The following is a 20,958-nucleotide window of genomic DNA, read 5'->3' on the forward strand; positions in this document are numbered from 1 at the left end:
GCCCACCGTCTGCCTCAAATCCAACAAGGGCTCATTGGAATCAATAACTTACGTGGCGTTTCCCCGGGGAAACATCCGGCGCTTGCGGCATTGCCACCCCAAGATGCTTAGCTCGTCCTTCCATCCCGGTACCGTATCGCCCAAGCGGAGCGATGCCGCCATTCTACGACTGCGTTCGCTGGCGGCGCTCTCGCCCGAAGGCTGCGGCCTGTTGCGTGCCGTGCTGGGGCAGCGGATGCGCCAGATACCATCGCGCGCAGACATCGTCCGCGAAGGCGATCCGCCGCGCGTGGTGCGCGTGTTCCACGAAGGCTGGGCCTGCCGCTACAAGCAGTTGCCCGATGGACGGCGGCAGATCGTCGCCTTCTTCATACCAGGCGACCTGTGCGATTCCGGGGTGTTCCTGCTCGACCGGATGGACCATTCGATCGCCGCAATCACGCCGGTGAAGCTGGGCGAGATCCTGCCCGCCGACTTCGTTCACCTGGCGCGCGAGGCACCGGACCTGGCCGAGGCCTTGACGATCAGCGAACTTGTGACCGTGGCCATCCAGCGCGAATGGACGCTGGGCCTTGGCCAGCGATCCGCGCTGGAGCGAGTGGCCCACCTGATGTGCGAGCTCTACGTGCGGATGGATGCGGTCGGACTGGTGGAAGGCGGGGCCTTTTCGTTCCCGCTGACGCAGGTGGACATCGGATCGGCCACCGGCCTGACCCCGGTTCACGTCAACCGCACGCTTCAGGAACTGCGGCGATGCGGGCTGATCGAACTCGGCCGCCGCCGCCTGAAACTGCTTGATCCGCTGGCCCTGATGGCCGCAGCCATGTTCGATCCGGGCTACCTGCACCTCAGGGATCGCCCGCCCGGACCATCAGCGTCCGCCCCCTGAGCTCGACCAGTCCGCGCTGGCGCAAGCCTTGCAGCACGCGGTTGACGTGGACCGGGGTCAGGCCGACCACATCGGCGATGTCGCGCTGGGTGAGCTGGATCGGACGGAACTCATCGCTGGAGCGCTCGTTCTCCCGCAGGCGCTCGAACAGTTCGCCGAGCAACTCGCTGACGCGTTCGACGGCAGTCTTGCGGCCCAGGCTGACGATCCACTTGCTCTGCCGTTCAAGGGTCTGCACCATCGCGCCGAGCAGCCGCTTGACGCCGTCGCCAGGCCGGGTGTGGATCGATGCCAGGGGCACTTCCCGCACGCGCAGGCCAGTCATCGCCATGACCGGCAGGTCGGCCCGGCCTGAGAGCAGCCAGTGCGGCTCGCAATAATCACCCGGAAGGTAAAGCGCGGCGATCTGGCGGCGTCCGTCGGGCAGGAGGCAATAGCGGCAGGCCCAGCCCTCCTCGACGCGGTAGATCGAATCCCGGGTTTCGCCCGGCCTTGCAAGATGTTGCTGGCGACGAAAATGCCTGACGCTGGAAGGCGCTTCCATGTGCTTGTCCCTGCTCGTGACTCGCCCGTCCGACCTCACCCGTTTGCTGCACCAAAGTTTGCGGTAGAATATTGATATAGATTGCTTTTTCGCGACATTGCCGATGAATGGTGGACAGGGTGCGGTGGCCTGTTGGCCTGCGTGGAAAGGCGGCCTGCCGCGCCTTGGCAACATGGATCAATCCACCGGATCGGACCCCTGCCCGAGGCCATTGCCCCCCTGCAAGCCGGACACGGAAAGCCGGCAGCTACAGCCACAGGAGGCAATCCAAAATGTCACCACCCAACGGGTCCAAACCCGGCGGCGAGACCTCGGGCGGGACGGCCGGACAGGCCGGCGCCACCGCTCAGGAGGGGCAAGGCGCCAAGGAGACAGAAGGCAGCACGGCCACCCAGACCGCAACCGGCGCTGCAACCGCGCAACCGGCCCAGCCCGACAAGCCGGCTGCGGCAAAGACGGCGAAGGCTGGCGGGCAGAAGAAGGCTTCTAGCACGTCAACGGCCGGCAAGACTTCTGCCACGCAGCCCCGCAAGGGCGGCGCGATCGAGGCGCTCAAGGCCGACCACCGCAAGGCCGAGGAGCTGTTCGCCCGCTACGAGAAGGCGGACGACAACGAGAAGCGCCAGCTGGTCCAGCAGATCTGCAAGGCGCTGACGCTGCACACGATGCTGGAGGAGGAAATCTTCTATCCGGCCTGCCGCGAGGCGGTGGACGAGGAAGATCCGCTCGACGAAGCGCAGGTCGAGCATGACAGCGCCAAGCTGCTCATCGCCGATCTGATGGCATCGGGTGGCCGGGGCGATCGCTATCGCGATGCCAAGGTCAAGGTGCTGGCCGAGCAGGTGAAGCACCATGTCGCCGAAGAAGAAGAGCCGAAGAACGGCATCTTCGCCAAGGCCATGGCCGAGGGGATCGATACCCCTGACCTGGCCGAAGAGCTGATGGAGCTGCGCTCCGAGCTCGAAAGGGAGGACCGGCTGCCGGCCGGGCGGCCACGTGCCATCCACGTCGACGCCGGCAGGACATCAGGGGAGCAGACGCGGGAATCCTCCCGCGATCGCAACAACAATCAGTCCAATCGAGAGGAGTACCAGAACATGGCAAGCTATCAGCAGCGAGGTCAGGAACGCGACGACCAGGGCCGCTTTACCGGCGGCGGACGCAACGGCGGTGGTCGTGACTATGACGATGACCGTGGGCGTTCGTCGCGAGGGTCCGATCGTGAGCGCGACGACGACGGGCGCTTCATGAGCTCGCGCGGCGGCGGACGCGGCCGCGATGATGATGACGACCGCGGCGGGCGCAGCAGCAGCAGCCGGGGCGGTGGTCGCGATAGCGACGACGGGCGTGGCTGGTATGGCGACAGCCGTGGCCATTCCGAAGCGGCCCGCCGAGGCTGGGACGATCGCGACGATCGCGGCAGCAGTTCGCGTTCCTCGCGCGATGATGATGACCGTGGCGGACGCGGCGGCTCGCGTTCGGGTTCGTCGGGCCGTGGCGGTCGTGATGACGACGATCGCGGTCGGGGCGACGGTCGCGGCTGGTACGGCGACAGCCGGGGCCACTCGGAAGCGGCCCGCCGGGGCTGGGACAACCCTGACCATGGCGACAGCGGCTGGTTCGGGGATTCGCGCGGCCATTCCGAAGCATCGCGCCGGGGCTGGGACAATCCCGACCATGGCCGCAGCGGCTGGTTCGGCGACAGCGAGGGCCATTCGGAAGCCGCCCGCCGCGGCTGGGACGATCGCGATGACCGTGGCGGCAGCTCACGTTCCTCGCGCGGCCGGGACGATGACGACGATCGCGGCGGTCGCAGTTCCTCGCGCTCTTCGCGCGGCCGGGACGACGATGACGACCGTGGTGGTCGCAGCAGCTCGCGCTCCTCGTCTTCCTCGCGCGGCCGAGATGACGACGATGATCGCGGCCGGGGTGGCTGGTTCGGCGACAGCCGTGGCCATTCCGAAGCGGCCCGCAAGGGCTGGGAAAGCCGCCACTGAGCTGCGGTGATGACCCTCTGACGTTCGTTACCTGATCGTCGCGCTGGCGGCCGGTCCACCTCCATGGGCCGGCCGCATTCGCGCTATACACAAACGCGAACGGGCGGGGCCGCAAAGCCCCGCCCGCCGTTTGCCGACCTGCCCCCTGCCGGTCGGCGAGGGAGCCGGTATCAGAACTTCATGCCGGCACGAACGCCGTAGGTGCGCGGATCGGCCAGCTGGACCGTGCCGTTGGCGCCGGGGGCGATGGACGAGACGGTCACGTTGTCTTCGAGGTTCTTCACGAAGAGCTGGAAGTAGTAGTTCTTGTCAGGCGAGTTGTAGGTGAGGTTGGCGTCGGTCTTCGAGAAGCCCGGCTGCTTGAGCTGCTGGACGTTGGCCAGCCCCGCCAGTTCGTAGCTGGTGCTGATGCGGGTGCGGACCTGCGCATCGAGCGAGCCCACGCTGCCAAGATCGAACGTGTGGATGTAGTTGAGGTTGATCGTCCAGCGCGGCGAACGATCGAGATCGAAGCCCTTCCAGTCGCGCTCGACAGTGGCACCGCTGATGATCAGGTTCGGCTTGAAGTTGCCGTAGCGGGCATTGAGCCAGGCGACGGCGAGGTCGATCTTGTCATTGTCGCCGGCCTGGATGTTGCTTTCGAGTTCGATACCGTCAACCTTGGCGGTGGCGGCGTTGGTCGTCACCTGGCACTGACCGCCGGCCGGGGTGCAGGTGGCAACCTGGCTGACCTGCAGGTTCTTGTAATCGTAGTGGAAGCCCGAGAGGTTGACGCGGACGCCGTCGCCGAGGCGGGTCTTCACGCCCACTTCGTAGGCGGTCAGGGTTTCCGGCTCATAATAGAGCGCGCCGAGCGTGCGGTTCTGGTTGCAGCTGGCAACTTCGGCGCTGTTGCAGCCATCGTTGAAGCCGCCGGCCTTGTAGCCGGTCGAGACGGTGCCGTAGAACAGCGTCGTCGGATTCACGTCGTAGTCGAAGCCGAGGCGCCAGGTCGTCTTGCTGAACGAGCGGGCGGCATTGTTGTTCGACTTGGTATCGCCGGGAGCGTTGCAGGCCACGGTCGAGCAGGTGACGGTGTTGCCGATGCGCGACTTGTCGTCATGCGAATAGCGGATGCCGGCGGTGAAGCGCAGCGCATCAGTGGCGCTGTAGGTCGTCTGCGCGAAACCGGCATAGGACTTGGCCTTGGTCGGGTTCTGCGGGAAGCCGAAGACATAGCCGGTCGTGTTCGGCGTCGGGCTGAGGAGGCCGAACAGGTAGAAGCCGATGGCCGAGCGCTCCTCGAAGTAGTAACCGCCGACCTGGGCCTTGAGCGGGCCGTCACCGTTGGTGGCAAGGCGCAGTTCGTGGCTCTGCTGCCAGTAGGTGCCGTCGAAGCGGGTGGGGATGACGCGGGCGCCGAGGCCGCGGATGTTGATGCCGTCCTCGTGGCGTTCGAATTCGCGATAGGAACCGAGGTAGTTCACCGTGACCGGGCCGAGGTCATAGCTGAAGTCGGCCATGACGCCCCAGGTCTTGTTGTTGCGGTCGGTACCGAAGTTCGAGGGCACGTTGAGAGTGCGCAACTCGGTCGACGAGCGGTCACCGCCGATGTAGACCGGATCGACGAAGTTGGTGGTCACGCCCGAGTAGACGTTGGTCAGCGGCAGCGCGTTGACGGTCTGGCCGCCGATGTCCGAATAGTCGGCACGGACGACGAGTTCGCCGCCACCGAGGTCGAACAGCGCCGAGCCACGGACCGACAGGTTTTCCTTGAACGGGCTGAGCTTCGAGGTGAAGCCGGTGCCGGCCTTGAGGTAGCTGTCGCGGCGGTCATAGTTCACCGCGCCGCGCAAGGCGATGCTCTCGCTTACGGGCACGTTGATCACGCCGGTAGCCTGGAAGGTGCTGTAGTTGCCGTAGTTGAGGTCGACCGAACCTTCGAACTTGTCGAGCTTGGGCTTGGCCGAGATCAGGTTGACCACGCCGGCGGTGGTGTTGCGGCCATAGAGCGTGCCCTGGGGCCCACGCAGCACTTCGATGCGGCCGATGTCGAAGAACGACACTTCCTGCACCTGCGGACGGGCGATGTAGATGCCGTCCTGCATGAAGGCGGCCGAAGGATCGCCCTTCTCGGTGCCGTCGGTGCTGGTCACGCCGCGAATGGTGATCTGCAGGCCGTTGGCGCGGTCAATCGACAGGTTGGGCACGGTTTCGGCCAGCGCGGTGGGGTTGGTGATGCCCTGGCTGACCAGCGCGGCGCCCGACACTGCGGTCAGCGCGACCGGGGTCTTTGAAGCGAGCGATTCGGTGCGGTTGGCGGTGACGATGATGTCGCCATTGTCGACCGGCTTGTCTGCGGCTTCCTGAGCCATGGCCGGTACCGAAACCAGCGCAAGCGCCGGGATCAAGCAGGCGAAGTGGAACTTTTACATGACATTGTCCTCCCTGGAAATACGTCTGGCCGGGACAACGCTGTCAGACACACAGGGAGGCGACGGGCACTAGCCCGACTGCCACTTTCCGCACCTCCCCGTACGCCGCACTACGTTGCGACCTTGTGTCCGAGAAGTTGCATAGACCGACTGACAGCGCAACTCAGAAAATGCACAGTGGCAGTTTATCGGCAATCGTGTATGCAAATCTTCCTTTTGATATGGGAACTCCATGCAAGAGGCAGGAGTGGCGTCAATCCGCCCCCGGAAGCAGCCGGGCAAAGCTTTCGAGAGCGCCCGAGGCATTGAACATGTGGGCGCGCATCAGCTTGGCCGCCTGCTCACCATCACCGCGCATGACCGCTTCGACCAGTTCGCCATGTTCGTGGCGCGACCGTTCGGGACGCCCGCCCTGCCGCAACTGGGCGCGGCGGAACGCGGCCATGCGCTCGCGCAGTGCCTTGGCCTGCTCGACGATGTAGGCGTTGTGGGTGCCCTCGTAGATCGCATCGTGGAAGCGCCAGTTGAGGCGATCGTATTCGTCGACATCGCCGCGCATCACGGCATAGGCCGATTCCTCGTGAATCCGGCGCAACGCGCTGCGCTCGACCGGGGTCATCCGCCACGCGGCAAGGCGTACGCACAGCGCCTCGATCTCGGCTGAAAGCTCGAACATCTCGAACACGCGCTCGGTCGTCAGCACCGCGACAACGGCGCCGCGGCGCGGCCGCATTTCGACCAGACCCTCGGCGGCGAGCTGGCGCAGAGCCTCGCGCACCGGCGTGCGCGAGGCACCGAAGCGGTCACCCAGCTGCTGCTCGTCGAGCTGCGTGCCCGGTGCGAGGGCGCCGGTGGTGATGTCGTCGGCGAGCGCCAGACGGATGCGTTCGGAAAGCAGCATGCCCGCTGCCGCGCCTTGGTCGGAATTCATGTTGATGCATGCCCAAGAGTGTGATTATTGGAATCTTGCATACACAAGGGCCGGAGACAACCATTTCCGGCGGAGCTTTCGAGGACTCACTTTTGGCTGACACCGTTGCGCAGGATATTCTCTCGCTGTTCCTTCGGCAGTGCAGCCAGAACCCGCAAGCCCCCTTCCTGATCGCGCCCGACGGCGCAGTGTTGAGCTATGGCGCCGCACACGCCCGCGCCGCGCAACTTGCCCATGCTTTCCGCGCGAGTGGCGTGAAGCCGGGAGACCGCATTGCCGTACAGGTGGAGAAGTCGCAGACGGCGCTACTGACCTGGTTGGCGTCGCTGCTGGCAGGCGCGGTCTATCTGCCGCTGAATACCGCCTATACCATTGGCGAAGTGCGCTATTTCCTGAGCGATGCGCAGCCCGCGCTGCTGCTGTGCCGCAGCGAGGACGAAGCCGCGATGGCGGTCTTGTGCGCGGAAATCGGCGTGCCTTCGCTGCTGACGCTGGATGCTGCGGGAACCGGCGGTTCGCTGGTTGCGGCCGCAGACGGCCAGCCCGACAGCATCGAGCGGACCGCAGTTTCGCCGCAGGACCTTGCCGCGATCCTCTATACCTCGGGCACCACCGGGCGCAGCAAGGGCGCGATGCTGAGCCATCGCAACCTGGCTTCGAATGCGCTGACCCTGCTCGATTACTGGCGCTTCACCAGCGCCGACCGGCTGCTCCATGCCCTGCCGATCTTCCATACGCACGGGCTGTTCGTGGCCACCAACGTGACGATCGCGGCAGGATCGGCGATGATCTTCCTGCCGAAGTTCGATGCCGACGAACTGGTGCGGCTGATGCCGCAGGCCAGCGTGCTGATGGGAGTGCCGACGTTCTATTCGCGGCTGCTGGCCCATCCCGGCTTCACCCGGGAGCTTGCCGCCCGCATGCGCCTGTTCGTTTCCGGATCGGCCCCGCTTTCCGCCGAAGTCCACAAGGATTTCAGCGCCCTGACCGGCCAGGCCATCCTCGAACGCTATGGCATGACCGAGACCAACATGAATACCTCGAACCCCTATGACGGCTTGCGCAAGCCGGGCAGCGTGGGGTTCCCGCTGCCGGGGGTGGACTTGCGCATTGCCGATCCGGAAAGCGGGACGGTGCTGCCGCAGGGCGAGATCGGGGGGATCGAGGTCAAGGGCCCCAATGTGTTCGGCGGCTACTGGAAGATGCCGGAGAAGACCGCCGAGGAATTCCGCGCCGACGGCTTCTTCATCACCGGCGATCTGGGGTTCATCGATGCCGAAGGCTATGTCCACATCGTCGGGCGGGCCAAGGACCTGATCATTGCCGGCGGGTTCAACATCTACCCCGCCGAGGTCGAGGCGGTGCTTGACGAGATTTCGGGCATTGCCGAAAGCGCGGTGATCGGCGTGCCGCATGCGGACATGGGCGAGGCCGTGGTGGCGGTGGTCAAGGCGACCGATCCGTCGCTCGATGCCGATGGCGTGATTGCCGCGCTGGCCGACCGCCTCGCCCGCTTCAAGCAGCCGCGCGCGGTGGTGTTCGTGGAGGAATTGCCGCGCAACACCATGGGCAAGGTGCAGAAAGCGCTGTTAAGACAGGAACATGCCGGACTGTTCGCCAGGTAGAGCGGACCTTCGGGAGGGGAATGGAATGATCATCGTTTCGATCGCGATTCTCGTCGCGATCTTCGTGGCGGCAGTGTGGCTGCCGGTGAACATGGGGCTGATCGGCTTTGCCGCCGCGCTCGCGCTCGGTGTGTTCGGGGCGGGCCTGCCGGTGAAGGAAGTGCTGACCGGCTTTCCCGCCGACCTGTTCCTGACCCTGCTCGGCATCACCTACCTGTTCGGCATTGCCAGCCGCAACGGCGCGATCGACTGGCTGGTGGCGCGCGCCGCCGGGCTGCTCGGCAGCCACACCGCGTTCCTGCCGCTGCTGGTGTTCATGGTCGCCGCGGTGCTGACCGCGCTTGGCGCAGTGGGGCCGGCGGCAGTGGCCATCGTCGCACCGATCGCCATGCGCTTTTCGCGCAGCCACGGCTTCTCGCCGCTGATGATGGGCCTGCTCGTGGTCCACGGAGCGCAGGCGGGGAGCTTCTCGCCCATCTCGATCTATGGCGGGATCACCGCCAAGGTCCTTTCGGGCAGCGGCATCGCGCCCGATGCGCAATACCTGTTCCTGGCGAGCGCCGCCTTCAACGCGGCCATCGCCGTGCTGGTCTGGGCCTTCTACGCCCGCCGCGAGGCCGCGACCGGCGCCGGGCACGAAGGCCGGGTCGAAGTGCCTGTACTAGGCCGCGAAGGCGCCTGCACCCTCGTAGGGCTGGTTGCGCTGGCCGCAGGTGCGCTGCTGTTCAAGGTCGACATCGGGTTCATGGCGCTGATGGTGATCCTTGCGCTGGCCATCGTTGCCCCGCGCACGCAGGACGGCGCGCTCAAGCAGGTGGACTGGTCGACGATCCTGCTGATCTCGGGCATCGTCATCTACGTGACCCTGCTCGACAAGATCGGCACGCTCGATGCGATCAGCGCGATGATCGGACAGGTCGGCTCGGCCACGCTGGCGGTGCTGCTGCTGTGCTATCTCGCAGGCGTGGTTTCGGCCTTTGCCTCGTCGACCGCGCTGCTGGGCGTGATCATTCCGCTGAGCCTGCCGATCCTTGCCGGCGGGCACCTTGCCGTCATGCCGGTGGTTTCTGCGATCTGCATCGCCAACACCATCGTCGATACCTCGCCGTTCTCGACCAACGGCGCGTTGATCGTCGGCAACGTGGCCGAGGACGAGCGGCCTGCCATGCTACGCAAGCTGCTGGTCTATGCGGCTATCGTCGTCGGCATCGGGCCACTGGTGGCGTGGGCGGCGTTCGTGGGGCTGCCGAACCTCTAGCCGAAGCGGAAGCTGGTGACGGCAAGACCGCCGAAGAAATCGTCCTGATGGAACTGGATGCTGCACGGGTCCTGCCCGGCAGCGCCCGCGATGACCATCAGCGGCAGGAGGTGTTCGGGCCGGGGATGGGCCTGCAGCGCTGCCGGGGCGGTGGTCCACCGTTCGAGCGCGGCGAGGCGCGGAGCAGCTTCGACCCCGGCAAGGTTATCGCGCAGCCATTGGTCGAAAGCGTGCGAGGCGGTGTGCCCTTGTGCCCCGAAGGCGCGGAGATTGTGGTACGAAAGCCCGGAGCCCAGCACGAGCACGCCTTCATCGCGCAAGGGTTTCAGCAGGCTCCCCATGGCGATGTGCGCGGCGGCATCGAAGCTGGTGAGCACCGACAGCTGCACGATCGGGATGTCTGCCTCGGGCCGGATCGGCTGCATCATCGAGAAGGTGCCGTGGTCGAAGCCGCGCTGCGTGTCCTCGCGGCAATCCATGCCGCCCGCGCGGAGCAGGTCGCGCACCCGCAGGCCGAGGTCAGGGCTGCCCGGTGCGGCATAGCGGATATGGTAGGTGTGCTCGGGAAAGCCGTAGTAATCGTAGAGCATCGGCGGGGCCAGATGCGTCGACACATGCGGCACGGCTTCTTCCCAGTGCGCCGACACGACGAGAATGGCCTTGGGAGGCTGCTCCAGCGAGGGGATGACCGCCTGAAGCGAGGCTTCGAGCTGGTCATAGCCCCGGCGCATCGGGCCATCCATCCACGGCCAGGGCCCGCCGCCATGGTTGAGGAAGAAAGTCGGCAGGCGGCTGGCGGTGGTGGTCAAGTGGCGTTCCCGGCGTGTTGTCCGGGAACCGAGATGGGACCTGCCCTCCCCCGCGGCAAGAGCGTCAGAGCTTTACCACCCGCATGTTCGGCACGACGTTCTCGGCCGCGTTGAACCAGCGCCACAGGCCGGTGCCCGAGCGGTGTCCGGCAAGGTCGACCCAGTTGCCGAAGCCGGGATCGCGATCGGCGCAGACAACGACGACGCTGCCATCGGCCTCCAGCTTGGCCATGGAATTGTTCAGCCAGACCTTCTGGTGGACGTGATCGAGCGATTCCATCCACCAGTTGTCGATCTGCAGGTTCCACATGCGGCAATCGGGCACCGGGCTCTCGATCACCAGCGCTTCGCCGGGCTGCAGATCGAAGTAGAAGTGGCCGTACCAGATGTTGGGATCGCCGCCCGCCTTCCAGAAGATCTCCTGCGGGGCGTCATAGAACTGGTTGGGGTGGGCCTTGAACCATTCCGACCAGTTGGCGAAGGTGTTGGCGGTGCCCTTTGCCCAGGCGGCGGAAGCCATGAGCTGCTGTTCGATCAGTTCGGGCGTGAGCAGAGCCGGGGCGGCAGGGCCATCGCTGATCCGTTCGACCTTGATGTCGGCGGGGACTTGCGTGTGCTTGTCGTCAAAGGTCTGGCGGACGATCAGCAGGGTGGTGTCATCGGCCATCGGCAGCCAGTTGCCGGGCTGCTGCTCCTTGCTCACGATGATTTCGAAGGTGCCGTCGGGGCCGAATTCCATCTGGGCGAATTCGATCTCTCCGGTCGAGGCCATGGTGCCGTCGATGGCGTAGCGGTTGGCCTTGCTGCCGATCGAGAAATAGGGGACCGAATTGCGCTTGCCGGTGATGCGATAGGTGCGGTCGCCGCGCACGACGCACTGCTGGTAAAGGTTGTCGGGATTGTCCGCGCCGATCTTGATCTTGTCGTCGCAGAGCAGGAACAGGCGGGGGAAATCGGGGTCGGCACTGTCGACCAGCATGTTGAGCGCGGTGCGCGCAAGGCGGCTGAGGTAGCGCAGGCCCTCGGCCTGGTCGAGCGCGGTGGTGGGCGATGAAGGGCGGGCCAGCACATCGCCTGCTTCGGCCAGTTGCGCGCAGAACTTGCGCCACACGTGATCGAGTGTACCGACGTGGGCTTGGGGATCGGTCATCTGGTCTGGCCTTTCGCGTGGGGAGACTTGGTTTGGAGCACGATATCGCAACGCTCGCCGCGCGGCTTCAGGCGCTGGAGGACCGCGAGGCGATCCGCGAGCTGGTGGCGCAATATGGCCCGCTGGCGGACTGCGGGGATGCGCAGGCGCTGGCCGCGCTGTGGTGCGAGGATGGCGCTTATGAAGTGGTGGGCTTCGCTACGGCCAGAGGCCATGCCGAGATTGCCGCGCTGATCGACGGGCCGGTACATCGGCAGCTGATGGCCGATGGCTGCGCGCACGTACTTGGCCCGCTGACGGTAGCGGTCGACGGGGACCGGGCGAGCGCGCGGGGGCATTCGGTGGTGTTCCGCAATAGCGGCAACGGCTTTGAAGCGTTCAGGGTTGCAGCCAACCGCTGGTCGCTGGTGCGGACCGGACAGGGCTGGCGGGTGGCTCACCGCGCCAATGCCCTGCTGAACGGGGATGAGGCTGCACGCATCCTGCTCTCCCCCGGCGACGGTCAGCCCGCGAGCTGACCGCCATCGACGGTAAACAGCGACCCGGTGATCTTGCGCGCCTTGTCGCTGGCGAGGAAGGCGAACATCTCGGCAATGTCCTCGGGCTCGCACGAACCGTCGAGCAGCTTTGGCGCGTTGCGCATCATCAGCGCCCAGTCGACGCCTTCGGGCGGCGCGGTGTTGACCGTCATCGGAGTAACGACGTGGCCGGGACAGATCGCATTGATGCGTACGCCAGCAGCGGCGTATTCAATGGCGAGGCCCTTGGTGATTGCCGCCACCGCGTGCTTCGAAGCCGAATAGGCGGCGTTGTAGGGCTGGCCCTGCAGCGCGGCGGTCGACGCGGTGTTGACGATGTTGCCCTTGGACTTGAGCAGGTGCGGGATCGCCGCCTGGCAGATGACGAAGACGCTTGTCGCGTTGACGTGCATCAGCAGGTCGAAGTCTTCGGCGGAGAAGGTCTCCGACCGGCCCCACTTGAGCAGGCCGGCGATGTTGCAGACGATGTCGAGCCCGTCGCGCGCGGCGGTATCGACCAGCGCGCGGCACGAGGCATAGTCGGTGGCGTCATAGGCCTGCACCACCGGCGCGGTGCCGCCAGCGGCGGCGATCATCGCCGCCGTTTCCTCGAGCCCTGCAAGGTTGCGGTCACCGATGGTGAGCGTTGCCCCTTCGGCAGCGAAGCGGATGGCGGTGGCGCGGCCGATACCCGAGGCCGCGCCGGTCACCAGCGCCTTCTTTCCCGCGAACAGCATCAGAACTTCACGCCCAGCGTCAGGCCGTAGGTGCGCGGATCGGGGAAGTACCCGACCGTGAGGCCACCGAAGCCCGGGCCGAAGTCGATGAAGTTCGAAGGATCGCGTTCCTTGGTCAGGTTCTTGACCCACAGCGCGACCTCGGCCTTCGCCCCGCCCAGCGGCACTTCCGAAACCGCCGCGCGCAGGTTCACGATGGTGCGACCCTTCGACTTGGTGTTGTTGGCGTTCTGGTCAGAGGGGTTGGCCGTCACCAGCGCATAGGGGAAAGTGTAGTAGCTGGAGACGTAGTTGATATCGCCGTTGATGTTCAGGCGACCCCAGTCACCCTGCGCGACACGAAGATCGACGCCAGCGGCTGCCGTGGTCTTGGGCGTGTGCGGGAAGGCGCGGTTGTTGGCGACGTTGGTATCGACGCCGTTCACCGCCTCGATGTAGCTCTTGTACTTCGGGTCGAGGAAGGCGAGCGAGCCGTTGATCGTCAGCACGTCGACCGGACGGATCACCGTTTCGATTTCAAGACCGCGGATGCGGGCGGCTGCGGCGTTCTTGACGATCGAGGACGCGGCGCCGTTGGCGGTGAACACCGAGAGCTGGATGTCCTTGTGCTCGTCCCAGAAGCCGGCGACGTTGAAGATCACCTTGCCGTCGGCCAGCCTGGTCTTGATGCCGACTTCGTAGCTGTCGACCGTTTCCGGGCGATAGGGGTTGCACAGTTCGAACGCGCCGGTCGGGCACGATGCGGTCGGCGCGCGGAAGTCGTTGGTCTCGCCGTTGAAGCCGCCCGACTTGAAGCCTTGCGCGAAGCGGGCGTAGAGATTGATGTTCTCGTTCGCCTGATAGGCCAGGGTGATCGCCGGGTTGAAGCGGTTGTACTTGGCATCGGGGACGCCGCCATAGGGGATGTTGGCGACAACGAGCGGCGAGGTGATGCCGTTCGCAGAGTCGAAGTTGATCCGCAGGAAGCGGCGCACGTCCTTCTTCTCGTGCGTGTAGCGGCCGCCGAGCGTCAGCTTCAGCGCATCGGTGATATCGTAATCGACCTGCGCGAACACGGCGAAGGCTTCGGTGTTCGAGCCATAGTCCGACTGGTAGGACGCGCCGCCGCCGAAGAAGCTTTGCGGCCCGAGGGTTTCGGCCTTTTCCTTGTAGTAGAACACGCCCGCGACGTACTTGAGCTTGTCGCTCATCGTCTGGCCCGAAACCTGCAGTTCCTGGCTCCAGCTGTGGAAGCTGGTGTCGCGCCCGGTGAAGGCGACCGGCAGCGGCGAGCCGTCAAGGTCGAGCGAGTCCGCCCACTTCAGGTTGCGGTAGGCGGTGATCGACTTGACCGTGGCGCCGCCGAGGTCGAGCGCGAGGGTCAGCGCGTGACCATAAGTGCGCGAACGTTCGTAGAGCGGGTTGGCATCGAGCGATGCGGTCGACTGGCGGTCAGCCCGGTCATAGAGGTTGAGCGGGAAGAACGCCCCGGCGAAGGGATAGCTGACCGAGTTCGGATCGAAGATGTCTTCCGGACGACCATTGCGGTTGATGCGGACGAGCTGGGCATAGTCCGGGCGCTGATCGAACTTCGAATAGTCGAACATGTAGTCTGCAGTGAAGTTGCTGCCTTCGGGCTTGAAGCGCAGCTGGACCATGCCGCTCTTGCCGTCGAGATCGTTGGTGCGGCCGGTGCGTGCGGGGCCCGCGAGGAACGCCTGCGGATAGGGGTTCGGCGTCAGCTTGATGAAGCCGTCGCGCTTCTGGATCTGGCCGGAGAGCTTGAGCGAGAACGGCCCCATCGCCGGAAGATCGACCACGGCGCGGCCCTTCCAGTAGTTGAAGTTGCCGTAGGTCAGCTCACCCTTGACGCCAAGTTCGCCGCTCGGCGCCTTGGGCACCAGGTTGACGGCACCGGCCAGTGCGTTGCGGCCATAGAGCGTGCCTTGCGGGCCGCGCAGAATTTCCACGCGCTCGAGGTCGGCCACGTCGAAGATCGAGCCCTGCGCCTTGGCGATGTAGACGCCGCCGAGGTAGAGGCCGACGGCAGGCTCCCAGGTCACGGCCGGGTTGATGGTGACCGAGCCGCGGATGGCGATCTGCGAGATGGTCTTGTTCGACGGTGCGCGTTCGAACTTCACGTTCGGCGCGATCGAGCCGAGGCTGTCGATCGAGGTGATGCCGCGCGTTTCGAGGAACTGGCTGCTGACTGCCGAGATGGCGATCGGCACGTTCTGGATGTTTTCCGCACGCTTCTGCGCGGTGACGACGATCTCGCCGATGCCGGAGTCGTTGGGCGCGTCGTTCTGGACGGCCGAATCCTGCGCCGAATCCTGAGGCGCGGCCTGGGCGAAGGCTGGTGCTGCGATAAAGGCAAGCGAACTCAATGCCGTAGCGGCAAGCAGATTCCTCACGATGTCCTCTCCCTGAATGGAAACGTCGGGAACGCGTTAGCGCGTTCAATTCGGTCCAAATTGTATGTTTCCGAAACGAGATTGGCAAGCATTTCTTGCATTTCATAGGAGAATGCGTTGTTTGATGCTTAATGAACTGCGCATGATGGCTATGGGAGAGAGCTGAGGTGAAACAGGCAAAGGCTGAGGCATGGCCGCTGCAACCGGGCAGCGTCTGGCAGGAAAACCGGCAATCGGCCGTCCCGCAGCCCGGCACCCGGATCGACGCATGGGGCCTCGCCATCGATGCGCCCCTGACACTGGACGACGCCGACGCGCACGACTGGGCAGGCGAGGCCGATGTCGTTGTGGTCGGGCTTGGTGGCGCAGGCGTGTCAGCCGCGCTCGAGGGACTGGAGCGCGGCCTCTCGGTGATCGCACTCGACCATTATGACGGCGGCGGTTCGTCGGCGGCGAATGGCGGTGTCTACTATGCCGGCGGCGGCACCTCGATCCAGCGCGAGGCGGGGGTCCACGATGACCCGGCGATGATGGAGGCCTATCTCCGCACCGAAGTCGGCGATGTGGTGCCGGACCATGCCTTGCGGGACTTCTGCGAGGGCAGCGCCGAGACCTTCGAGTGGCTGCGCCGCCACGGGGCGCCGTTCAGCGCCACGCTGCACGCGAAGAAGACGTCCTATCCCCCGCTCGACCGCTTTCTTTATCACCCTGACAGCAGTCTGGCCGAGCCGTTCCGCAGCCACACCCCGCCTGCCGCGCGCGGGCATCGCACGGTGCGGCGCAACGGCAAGAAGCCGTGGGGCCTTGGTGCCGGCATCTGGGAGCCGCTGCGCGATGCGGCGCTGAAGCGCGGCCTGCAATTGCACACCCAGGCCGAGGCGCGGCAACTGGGAGTGGATGCGACAGGCCGGGTGATCGGCGTGCGGGTGGAGATGTTCGCAGATCCTGCCGTGCAGAAGCGCTATTCCCGCCTGATCGCGAAGGCGGGCGCATGGATGGCGATGCTCTCGCCCACCTTCCCCGGTGCGCGCTTCACCTTTGCCCGGGGGTATCACTACCTCGCCAAGGCGCGCGAGCTGGAGCGGCAGAACCGGAAGAGCGCGTGGTTCCGCGCGCGCCGTGGCGTGGTGCTGAGCGCGGGCGGGTTCATCTGCAACCCCGAAATGGTTCGCCACTTCGCCGCGCCCTATGCCGCCGGCCTGCCCAACGGCACTTTGGGCGACAACGGCAGCGGCATCATGCTGGGCGTGACGGTCGGCGGCGCCACCGGACTGATGGAGCGCGTCTCGGCGTGGCGCTTCCTGTCGCCACCGGCATCATGGGGTCGGGGCATGCTGGTGGACGGCACCGGCGCGCGCTACGTCAACGAGACGTGGTATGGGGCGCGGATCGGCGATGCGATGGTCGAGCGCCACGGTGGACGGGGCTGGATCGTGCTGGATGCCAAGTTGTTCCGCCAATCGCTGCGCGATGCCTTCGCGCCCGACACTTTGGGCTTCCAGCGCGACATCACGCTGGTCAACGCCATGTTCGCCAGCGTGAAGGCGGCAACGCCCGAAGCGCTGGCCCGCAAGATGGGCTTCGATCCCGCAGTCTTTGCGACCACGCTCGAAACCTACAACCGCGCCGCACGCAGGGAAGCGCCCGATCCGCTGTTCAAGGACGGGGCCGACCTTGCCGTGCTGGATCAGGGACCGTTCTACGCGATCGACGCCTCGGTCGATGCCCGCATGTTCCCGATCGCCTGCATGACCGTTGGCGGGTTGCTGGTGGACGAGGCCACCGGCGCGGTGAAGTCGCTCGATGGCGGCAGGGTTGCAGGCCTTTACGCCGCCGGGCGCAACGCCGTGGGGATTTGCTCCAACCTCTATGTCAGCGGACTGTCCTACGCCGATTGCGTGTGGTCAGGCCGGCGGGCGGCGCGGGCCATTGCTGGCGCAGGGCCTGAGCCGACAGACCCCTAATCGGTCACTCCTCGCCGAAGTCCGGCACCCAGGGCACGCCGTTGATGTGGCCGCCGCCGTCGACGAACAGGGTGTTGCCGGTAAGGTAGCGGGCGTCCTCGCTGGCGAGGAAAAGGGCGACGCCGCCGATGTCCGCTTCCGGATCGCCCATGCGACCCATCGGGTTGGCGGCAGCGGTCGCTGCAGCAACGGCGGGTGCCATATCGGCAAAGCGGCGGTAGGCGGCCGAAACTGCTGCCGGGCAGATCACGTTGACGCAGATGCCGTACGGTGCCCATTCGCGCGCCGCCGTGCGCGAGTAGGCGCGCACCGCTTCCTTGGCGGCGTTGTAGTCGGCACTGCCCATGTGGGCGTTGACGCCGTTGAGCGAGGCCATGTTGACCACCCTGCCCCAGCCCCGCGCCTTCATATGCGGCAGCGCGCGCTCCATCGCCCACTTGGTGGCATAGAGGCACATCTTGAGGGCATCGTCGAAGCGCTCGTCGGTCTTGCGCTCGATGCGGATCGGGCCTTCGCCGCGATAGGCATTGTTGACGAGGATATCGACCGAGCCGAAGCGTTCGGCGCACAGGTCCACCGCTGCGAAGACGTCGTCGCGGGAGGAGACGTCGCAGCGGATGAATTCCGCCCGTGCGCCCAGCCCGCGCAGTTCCTCGGCCACGGCAGGGCCGTGCTCGGCGTCGTAGTCGGCGACGATCACGCTGGCGCCTTCGCCGGCAAAGCGCCGGGCGATGCCATAGCCGATCCCGTCGGCTGCCCCGGTGATCACCGCCGCGCGTCCCTCAAGCCTTGTGCCCATTCCCGATCTCTCCACTTGAAACGAAAAGGGGCCGGGCAATCGCGTACCCGGCCCCCTTGTCTGCTGCAGTTCCGGTCAGTTGCCGAAGCTGTAGCGCAGGCGAACGCCGAACATGCGCGGTTCGCCATAGATCACCGTCTGCGCACCGATCGTCTGGAAGATGCCGGTGTTCGAGATGATGTAGTTCTTCTTGGTCAGGTTGGTCGCAAACAGGCTCAGATCGAGCGGCGCGCCCATCACGCCCTTCCAGTCGATCGTGGCGTTGAGCAGGCCGTAGCTCGGCAGGAGCACGCCCGGCTCGTTGATCGTGCCATCGGGGAAGCGTTCGGTGGAGAACGGCGCGGTTGGCTGCTTGTCGGTCCAGTTGTAGCTGAGGAACAGGCTGAGGTTGCCGACATCTTCGGAAACCGGCAGCGTGAACCGGCCATAGACCGAGACGATGTTGGGCGAGAGGTACTGCAGCGGACGGCAGGTCATGTCGGCCCCGGCAAAGACCTTGGGCGAAGTGATCGACTGCGCAGTACAGTCCCACACGCCCGAGCTCGAGTCGAACTTGAACGACTTGTACTTGGCGTTCAGGTGGCTGTAGTTGCCGCCCAGTTCGATGTTCTGCGTGGGCTGGATCATCGCCTCGACTTCGACGCCCTTGATCTCGGCCGAAGCGTTGTTCAGCGTGATCGCGCCGTTGCCGCCGGTTGCGCGGTTGAAGTCACCGGCTGCGCGCTGGATGTTCTTGTAGTCCAGCCAGAAGCCGTTGACGTTGAACCGGCCGCGCATGCCACCGGCGTTGAAGTCGGTCTTGAAGCCGGCTTCGTAGTCGGTGACGGTTTCCGGACCGAAGGTGCGGGTGTTCTCGAACACGGCGTAGCTGTTGAAGCCCCCCGCCTTGTAGCCGCGCGTGACCTTGCCGTAGACCATGATGTTGTCGTTCGGGCGATAGTCGAGGCCGAGCGTCCAGTTGGGCGACGAGCTCTTCAGTGTGGCGCCGAACAGGCAGGTGTTGAGCGGATCGGCGATCGGCTGGGTCGGGTTGGGATTGGATTTCCACGAGCACGCCGTGACGTACTTCCCGCCGCCCGGCAGCGGGACATAGCTGAACGAGGTGGTGGAGCCGCCGACAGTATCCCAGGTGTAGCGGTAACCTGCCGTGAGCCGGAGCCGGTCAAGCGCGGGCGTGAATGCGCCGAAGTCCAGCGACCCTTGCGCATAGAGCGCCTTGGATTCGTTGGTCACGCGGATGCGGCTTTCACCGATCGAGCAGCCGGTAACCGACTGCAGGCCGCAGACGTTGATCGCATAGGATTCCATCGTCCCGCGCGGGCTCTGCTTGTAGTAGAAGCCGCCGACGGTGTAGGTCAGCTTGTCGCCGAGAGCGGTGCCCTGCAGCTGCAGTTCCTCGGTGACCTGCTTGTACCAGTCACGCGGCGCGGTGCGGCTTTCTGCGGTGACGCCGGTGTCGTAGACCGGGGCGATCGTGCCGTCCTGGTCGTTGGCGTAGTACGACTTCAGCTCGGCATAGCTGACGATGTTGCGCAGCTTGAGATTGCTGGAGAGCTCGATGTCGGTGGTGTTGTTGATGCTCCAGGATTCGAGCTTGGCAAAGCTGTCCATGCCGTGCGCGGTCTGGCGAATGCCGCGCGCGTTCTGCTGGTTCAGCAGGTTGGTGTAGAAGCTGCAGTTGGCAGGGCCAGTACCCGCGCCGCAGAAGTTGAACGTGGGCGCGATGGCGCCGAGCGGGAGCGAGACGCCGGGTGCAACCGTGATGGGTCGCGTTGCCAGACCAACGAAGTAGTTGGTGTTGAAGTTCTTCGCGATCGAGCCGGTGCCGTTGCTGTGCGACTTGCCGTAATAGGCCAGCGTGTAGTTGGTAACGCCCTCGAACGGCTCGAGCCAAAGGCCGATGCGGCCCATGCGCCAGTGCTGGTCGTCACGGTCCTTGTTCCAGTTCACATCGTGGGTGAAGCCGTCACGATCGCGCGATGCGCCGACGAGGCGCAGGCGCACCTTGTCCGAGATCGGCAGGTTCACGACCGCTTCGGTCTCGACCATGCTGTAGTTGCCGAAGCCGGCCTGGACATAGCCTTCGAGCTTGTCGGTCGGCTTGGCCGGAGTCAGCAGGATGGCGCCGCCGGTGGTGTTGCGACCGAACAGGGTGCCCTGCGCACCGGCGAGGACCTGCACGTTCTGCAGGTCGACGAAAGTGCCGGGGCCGCCCTGACCCGAAAGCGTGATCGCCGAGACCAGCGGAACTTCGTTCATGTAGACGACGACGGCCGGCGAACCCTGGAACGAGGCGCTCTGCCCGCGGATGGAAGGCGACATCACATCGCGCGAGGCCTGCCCGTTGGGGCCGACGACCAGCGAGGGCACCGAGGCCTGGAGATCCTGCAGCTGGGTCAGGCCGCGTTCGCGGATGCTGTCGGCACTGATCGCGGTGATCGAAATCGGCACGTCCTGCGCGCGTTCCTCGCGGCGGTTGGCAGTGACGATGATTTCGGTGTTGCTCGGCTGGGCGCCTTCGCTGGCCTGTTCCTCTGCAGCATTTTCCGCAGCATTGGCCAGCTGCGGCATCGCCACGCAAGCAAGCGCGACGCCGGCCATCAGCCCTGCGCCGCAACGGCGCATGATCACCGACTTAAGGTACTTTTCCTCGGACATGTTCCTCTCCCTCCAAAAGCTGGACGCCCCGACCGGCAATGGTCGGCAGCTGCGGAATGAGAGAAGTGCACCAGGCTGTGATCGCCAGATCGCCCCAAGCCGACCTGCCTTTGGCAGGTGCTCACCCCTCATTCCGGATTCTGTTCTGTTGTTGAGTCGAAACTAACAACTACGCAAACTTCGCGCAATACCCAATTTCAAGCCGCGCTTTGCGTAACAGGATGGTGATTGTCCTACCGAAATCACCGGGAGACCATTTGTGAGGGCGACGC

The 20,958-nt window shown here is 65.4% G+C and carries 15 protein-coding genes; 6 read left to right on the forward strand and 9 right to left on the reverse strand.

The window, feature by feature from the left end:
• Window positions 1–103: 103 nt before the first annotated feature.
• Entirely contained in the window at window positions 104–889 is a 786-nt protein-coding gene (locus tag I2488_RS19470) for a Crp/Fnr family transcriptional regulator (RefSeq protein WP_246465408.1), read from the forward strand.
• Here I2488_RS19470 and I2488_RS01740 read toward each other — a convergent pair.
• Window positions 849–1,433, reverse strand: coding sequence for a Crp/Fnr family transcriptional regulator (locus I2488_RS01740; protein ID WP_246465409.1), 585 nt, complete (start codon window positions 1,431–1,433; stop codon window positions 849–851). The genes I2488_RS19470 and I2488_RS01740 overlap by 41 nt on opposite strands.
• A gap of 272 nt (window positions 1,434–1,705) precedes the next feature.
• On the opposite strand from I2488_RS01740, the gene I2488_RS19405 reads away from it, so the two are divergent.
• The gene (locus I2488_RS19405; protein ID WP_214652144.1) at window positions 1,706–3,430 is read left to right on the forward strand and encodes a hemerythrin domain-containing protein; all 1,725 of its coding nucleotides are present in this window, start codon (window positions 1,706–1,708) and stop codon (window positions 3,428–3,430) included.
• A gap of 170 nt (window positions 3,431–3,600) precedes the next feature.
• On the opposite strand, the gene I2488_RS01750 is transcribed toward I2488_RS19405, so the two are convergent.
• A complete protein-coding gene (locus I2488_RS01750; RefSeq protein ID WP_196274080.1) occupies window positions 3,601–5,784 on the reverse strand; it encodes a TonB-dependent receptor in 2,184 nt (727 codons plus the stop codon).
• Between the two features lie 313 nt (window positions 5,785–6,097).
• Window positions 6,098–6,775 (reverse strand): GntR family transcriptional regulator, encoded by a 678-nt coding sequence (locus tag I2488_RS01755; RefSeq protein WP_196274081.1) that lies wholly within the window; start codon window positions 6,773–6,775, stop codon window positions 6,098–6,100.
• A 92-nt stretch (window positions 6,776–6,867) separates the two neighbouring features.
• On the opposite strand from I2488_RS01755, the gene I2488_RS01760 reads away from it, so the two are divergent.
• Window positions 6,868–8,400, forward strand: coding sequence for a malonate--CoA ligase (locus I2488_RS01760; RefSeq protein WP_246465410.1), 1,533 nt, complete (start codon window positions 6,868–6,870; stop codon window positions 8,398–8,400).
• A 25-nt stretch (window positions 8,401–8,425) separates the two neighbouring features.
• A complete protein-coding gene (locus I2488_RS01765) occupies window positions 8,426–9,658 on the forward strand; it encodes an SLC13 family permease (protein ID WP_214652145.1) in 1,233 nt (410 codons plus the stop codon).
• Here I2488_RS01765 and I2488_RS01770 read toward each other — a convergent pair.
• Together I2488_RS01770 and I2488_RS01775 are read right to left on the reverse strand one after the other, a co-directional pair.
• Window positions 9,655–10,467, reverse strand: a complete 813-nt coding sequence (locus tag I2488_RS01770; RefSeq protein WP_246465411.1) for a DODA-type extradiol aromatic ring-opening family dioxygenase — start codon at window positions 10,465–10,467, stop codon at window positions 9,655–9,657. The two genes, I2488_RS01765 and I2488_RS01770, sit on opposite strands and share 4 nt — an antisense overlap.
• 64 nt (window positions 10,468–10,531) lie before the next feature.
• Window positions 10,532–11,617 (reverse strand): DUF1214 domain-containing protein, encoded by a 1,086-nt coding sequence (locus I2488_RS01775; protein WP_196274084.1) that lies wholly within the window; start codon window positions 11,615–11,617, stop codon window positions 10,532–10,534.
• 32 nt (window positions 11,618–11,649) lie between these two features.
• On the opposite strand from I2488_RS01775, the gene I2488_RS01780 reads away from it, so the two are divergent.
• Window positions 11,650–12,135, forward strand: a complete 486-nt coding sequence (locus I2488_RS01780) for a nuclear transport factor 2 family protein (RefSeq protein ID WP_246465412.1) — start codon at window positions 11,650–11,652, stop codon at window positions 12,133–12,135.
• Here I2488_RS01780 and I2488_RS01785 read toward each other — a convergent pair.
• Together I2488_RS01785 and I2488_RS01790 are read right to left on the reverse strand one after the other, a co-directional pair.
• Window positions 12,120–12,872: an SDR family NAD(P)-dependent oxidoreductase gene (locus tag I2488_RS01785; protein ID WP_196274086.1), complete on the reverse strand. Its 753-nt coding sequence runs from the start codon at window positions 12,870–12,872 to the stop codon at window positions 12,120–12,122. The two genes, I2488_RS01780 and I2488_RS01785, sit on opposite strands and share 16 nt — an antisense overlap.
• A complete protein-coding gene (locus tag I2488_RS01790) occupies window positions 12,872–15,265 on the reverse strand; it encodes a TonB-dependent receptor domain-containing protein (RefSeq protein WP_196274087.1) in 2,394 nt (797 codons plus the stop codon). The genes I2488_RS01785 and I2488_RS01790 overlap by 1 nt, the downstream gene beginning before the upstream one ends.
• 167 nt (window positions 15,266–15,432) lie before the next feature.
• On the opposite strand from I2488_RS01790, the gene I2488_RS01795 reads away from it, so the two are divergent.
• The gene (locus I2488_RS01795; protein ID WP_343070958.1) at window positions 15,433–17,229 is read left to right on the forward strand and encodes an FAD-binding protein; all 1,797 of its coding nucleotides are present in this window, start codon (window positions 15,433–15,435) and stop codon (window positions 17,227–17,229) included.
• 4 nt (window positions 17,230–17,233) lie between these two features.
• Here I2488_RS01795 and I2488_RS01800 read toward each other — a convergent pair whose 3' ends face one another.
• On the reverse strand, window positions 17,234–18,028 hold the full coding sequence (locus I2488_RS01800) for an SDR family NAD(P)-dependent oxidoreductase (protein WP_196274088.1): 795 nt from the start codon (window positions 18,026–18,028) through the stop codon (window positions 17,234–17,236).
• Window positions 18,029–18,103: 75 nt separating this feature from the next.
• Window positions 18,104–20,686, reverse strand: coding sequence for a TonB-dependent receptor (locus I2488_RS01805; protein WP_196274089.1), 2,583 nt, complete (start codon window positions 20,684–20,686; stop codon window positions 18,104–18,106).
• Window positions 20,687–20,958: the final 272 nt, after the last annotated feature.

The sequence above is a fragment of the Novosphingobium jiangmenense genome (assembly GCF_015694345.1).
Lineage (GTDB): Bacteria > Pseudomonadota > Alphaproteobacteria > Sphingomonadales > Sphingomonadaceae > Novosphingobium > Novosphingobium jiangmenense.

Bases quoted from the DNA above. Each gene is read 5' to 3' on its own strand.
- I2488_RS01805 (WP_196274089.1), bottom strand. From the start codon at position 20,686: ATGTCCGAGGAAAAGTACCTTAAGTCGGTGATCATGCGCCGTTGCGGC.
- I2488_RS01785 (WP_196274086.1), bottom strand. From the start codon at position 12,872: ATGCTGTTCGCGGGAAAGAAGGCGCTGGTGACCGGCGCGGCCTCGGGT.
- I2488_RS01740 (WP_246465409.1), bottom strand. From the start codon at position 1,433: ATGGAAGCGCCTTCCAGCGTCAGGCATTTTCGTCGCCAGCAACATCTT.
- I2488_RS19405 (WP_214652144.1), top strand. From the start codon at position 1,706: ATGTCACCACCCAACGGGTCCAAACCCGGCGGCGAGACCTCGGGCGGG.
- I2488_RS01765 (WP_214652145.1), top strand. From the start codon at position 8,426: ATGATCATCGTTTCGATCGCGATTCTCGTCGCGATCTTCGTGGCGGCA.
- I2488_RS01775 (WP_196274084.1), bottom strand. From the start codon at position 11,617: ATGACCGATCCCCAAGCCCACGTCGGTACACTCGATCACGTGTGGCGC.
- I2488_RS01755 (WP_196274081.1), bottom strand. From the start codon at position 6,775: ATGAATTCCGACCAAGGCGCGGCAGCGGGCATGCTGCTTTCCGAACGC.
- I2488_RS19470 (WP_246465408.1), top strand. From the start codon at position 104: ATGCTTAGCTCGTCCTTCCATCCCGGTACCGTATCGCCCAAGCGGAGC.
- I2488_RS01800 (WP_196274088.1), bottom strand. From the start codon at position 18,028: ATGGGCACAAGGCTTGAGGGACGCGCGGCGGTGATCACCGGGGCAGCC.
- I2488_RS01750 (WP_196274080.1), bottom strand. From the start codon at position 5,784: ATGGCTCAGGAAGCCGCAGACAAGCCGGTCGACAATGGCGACATCATC.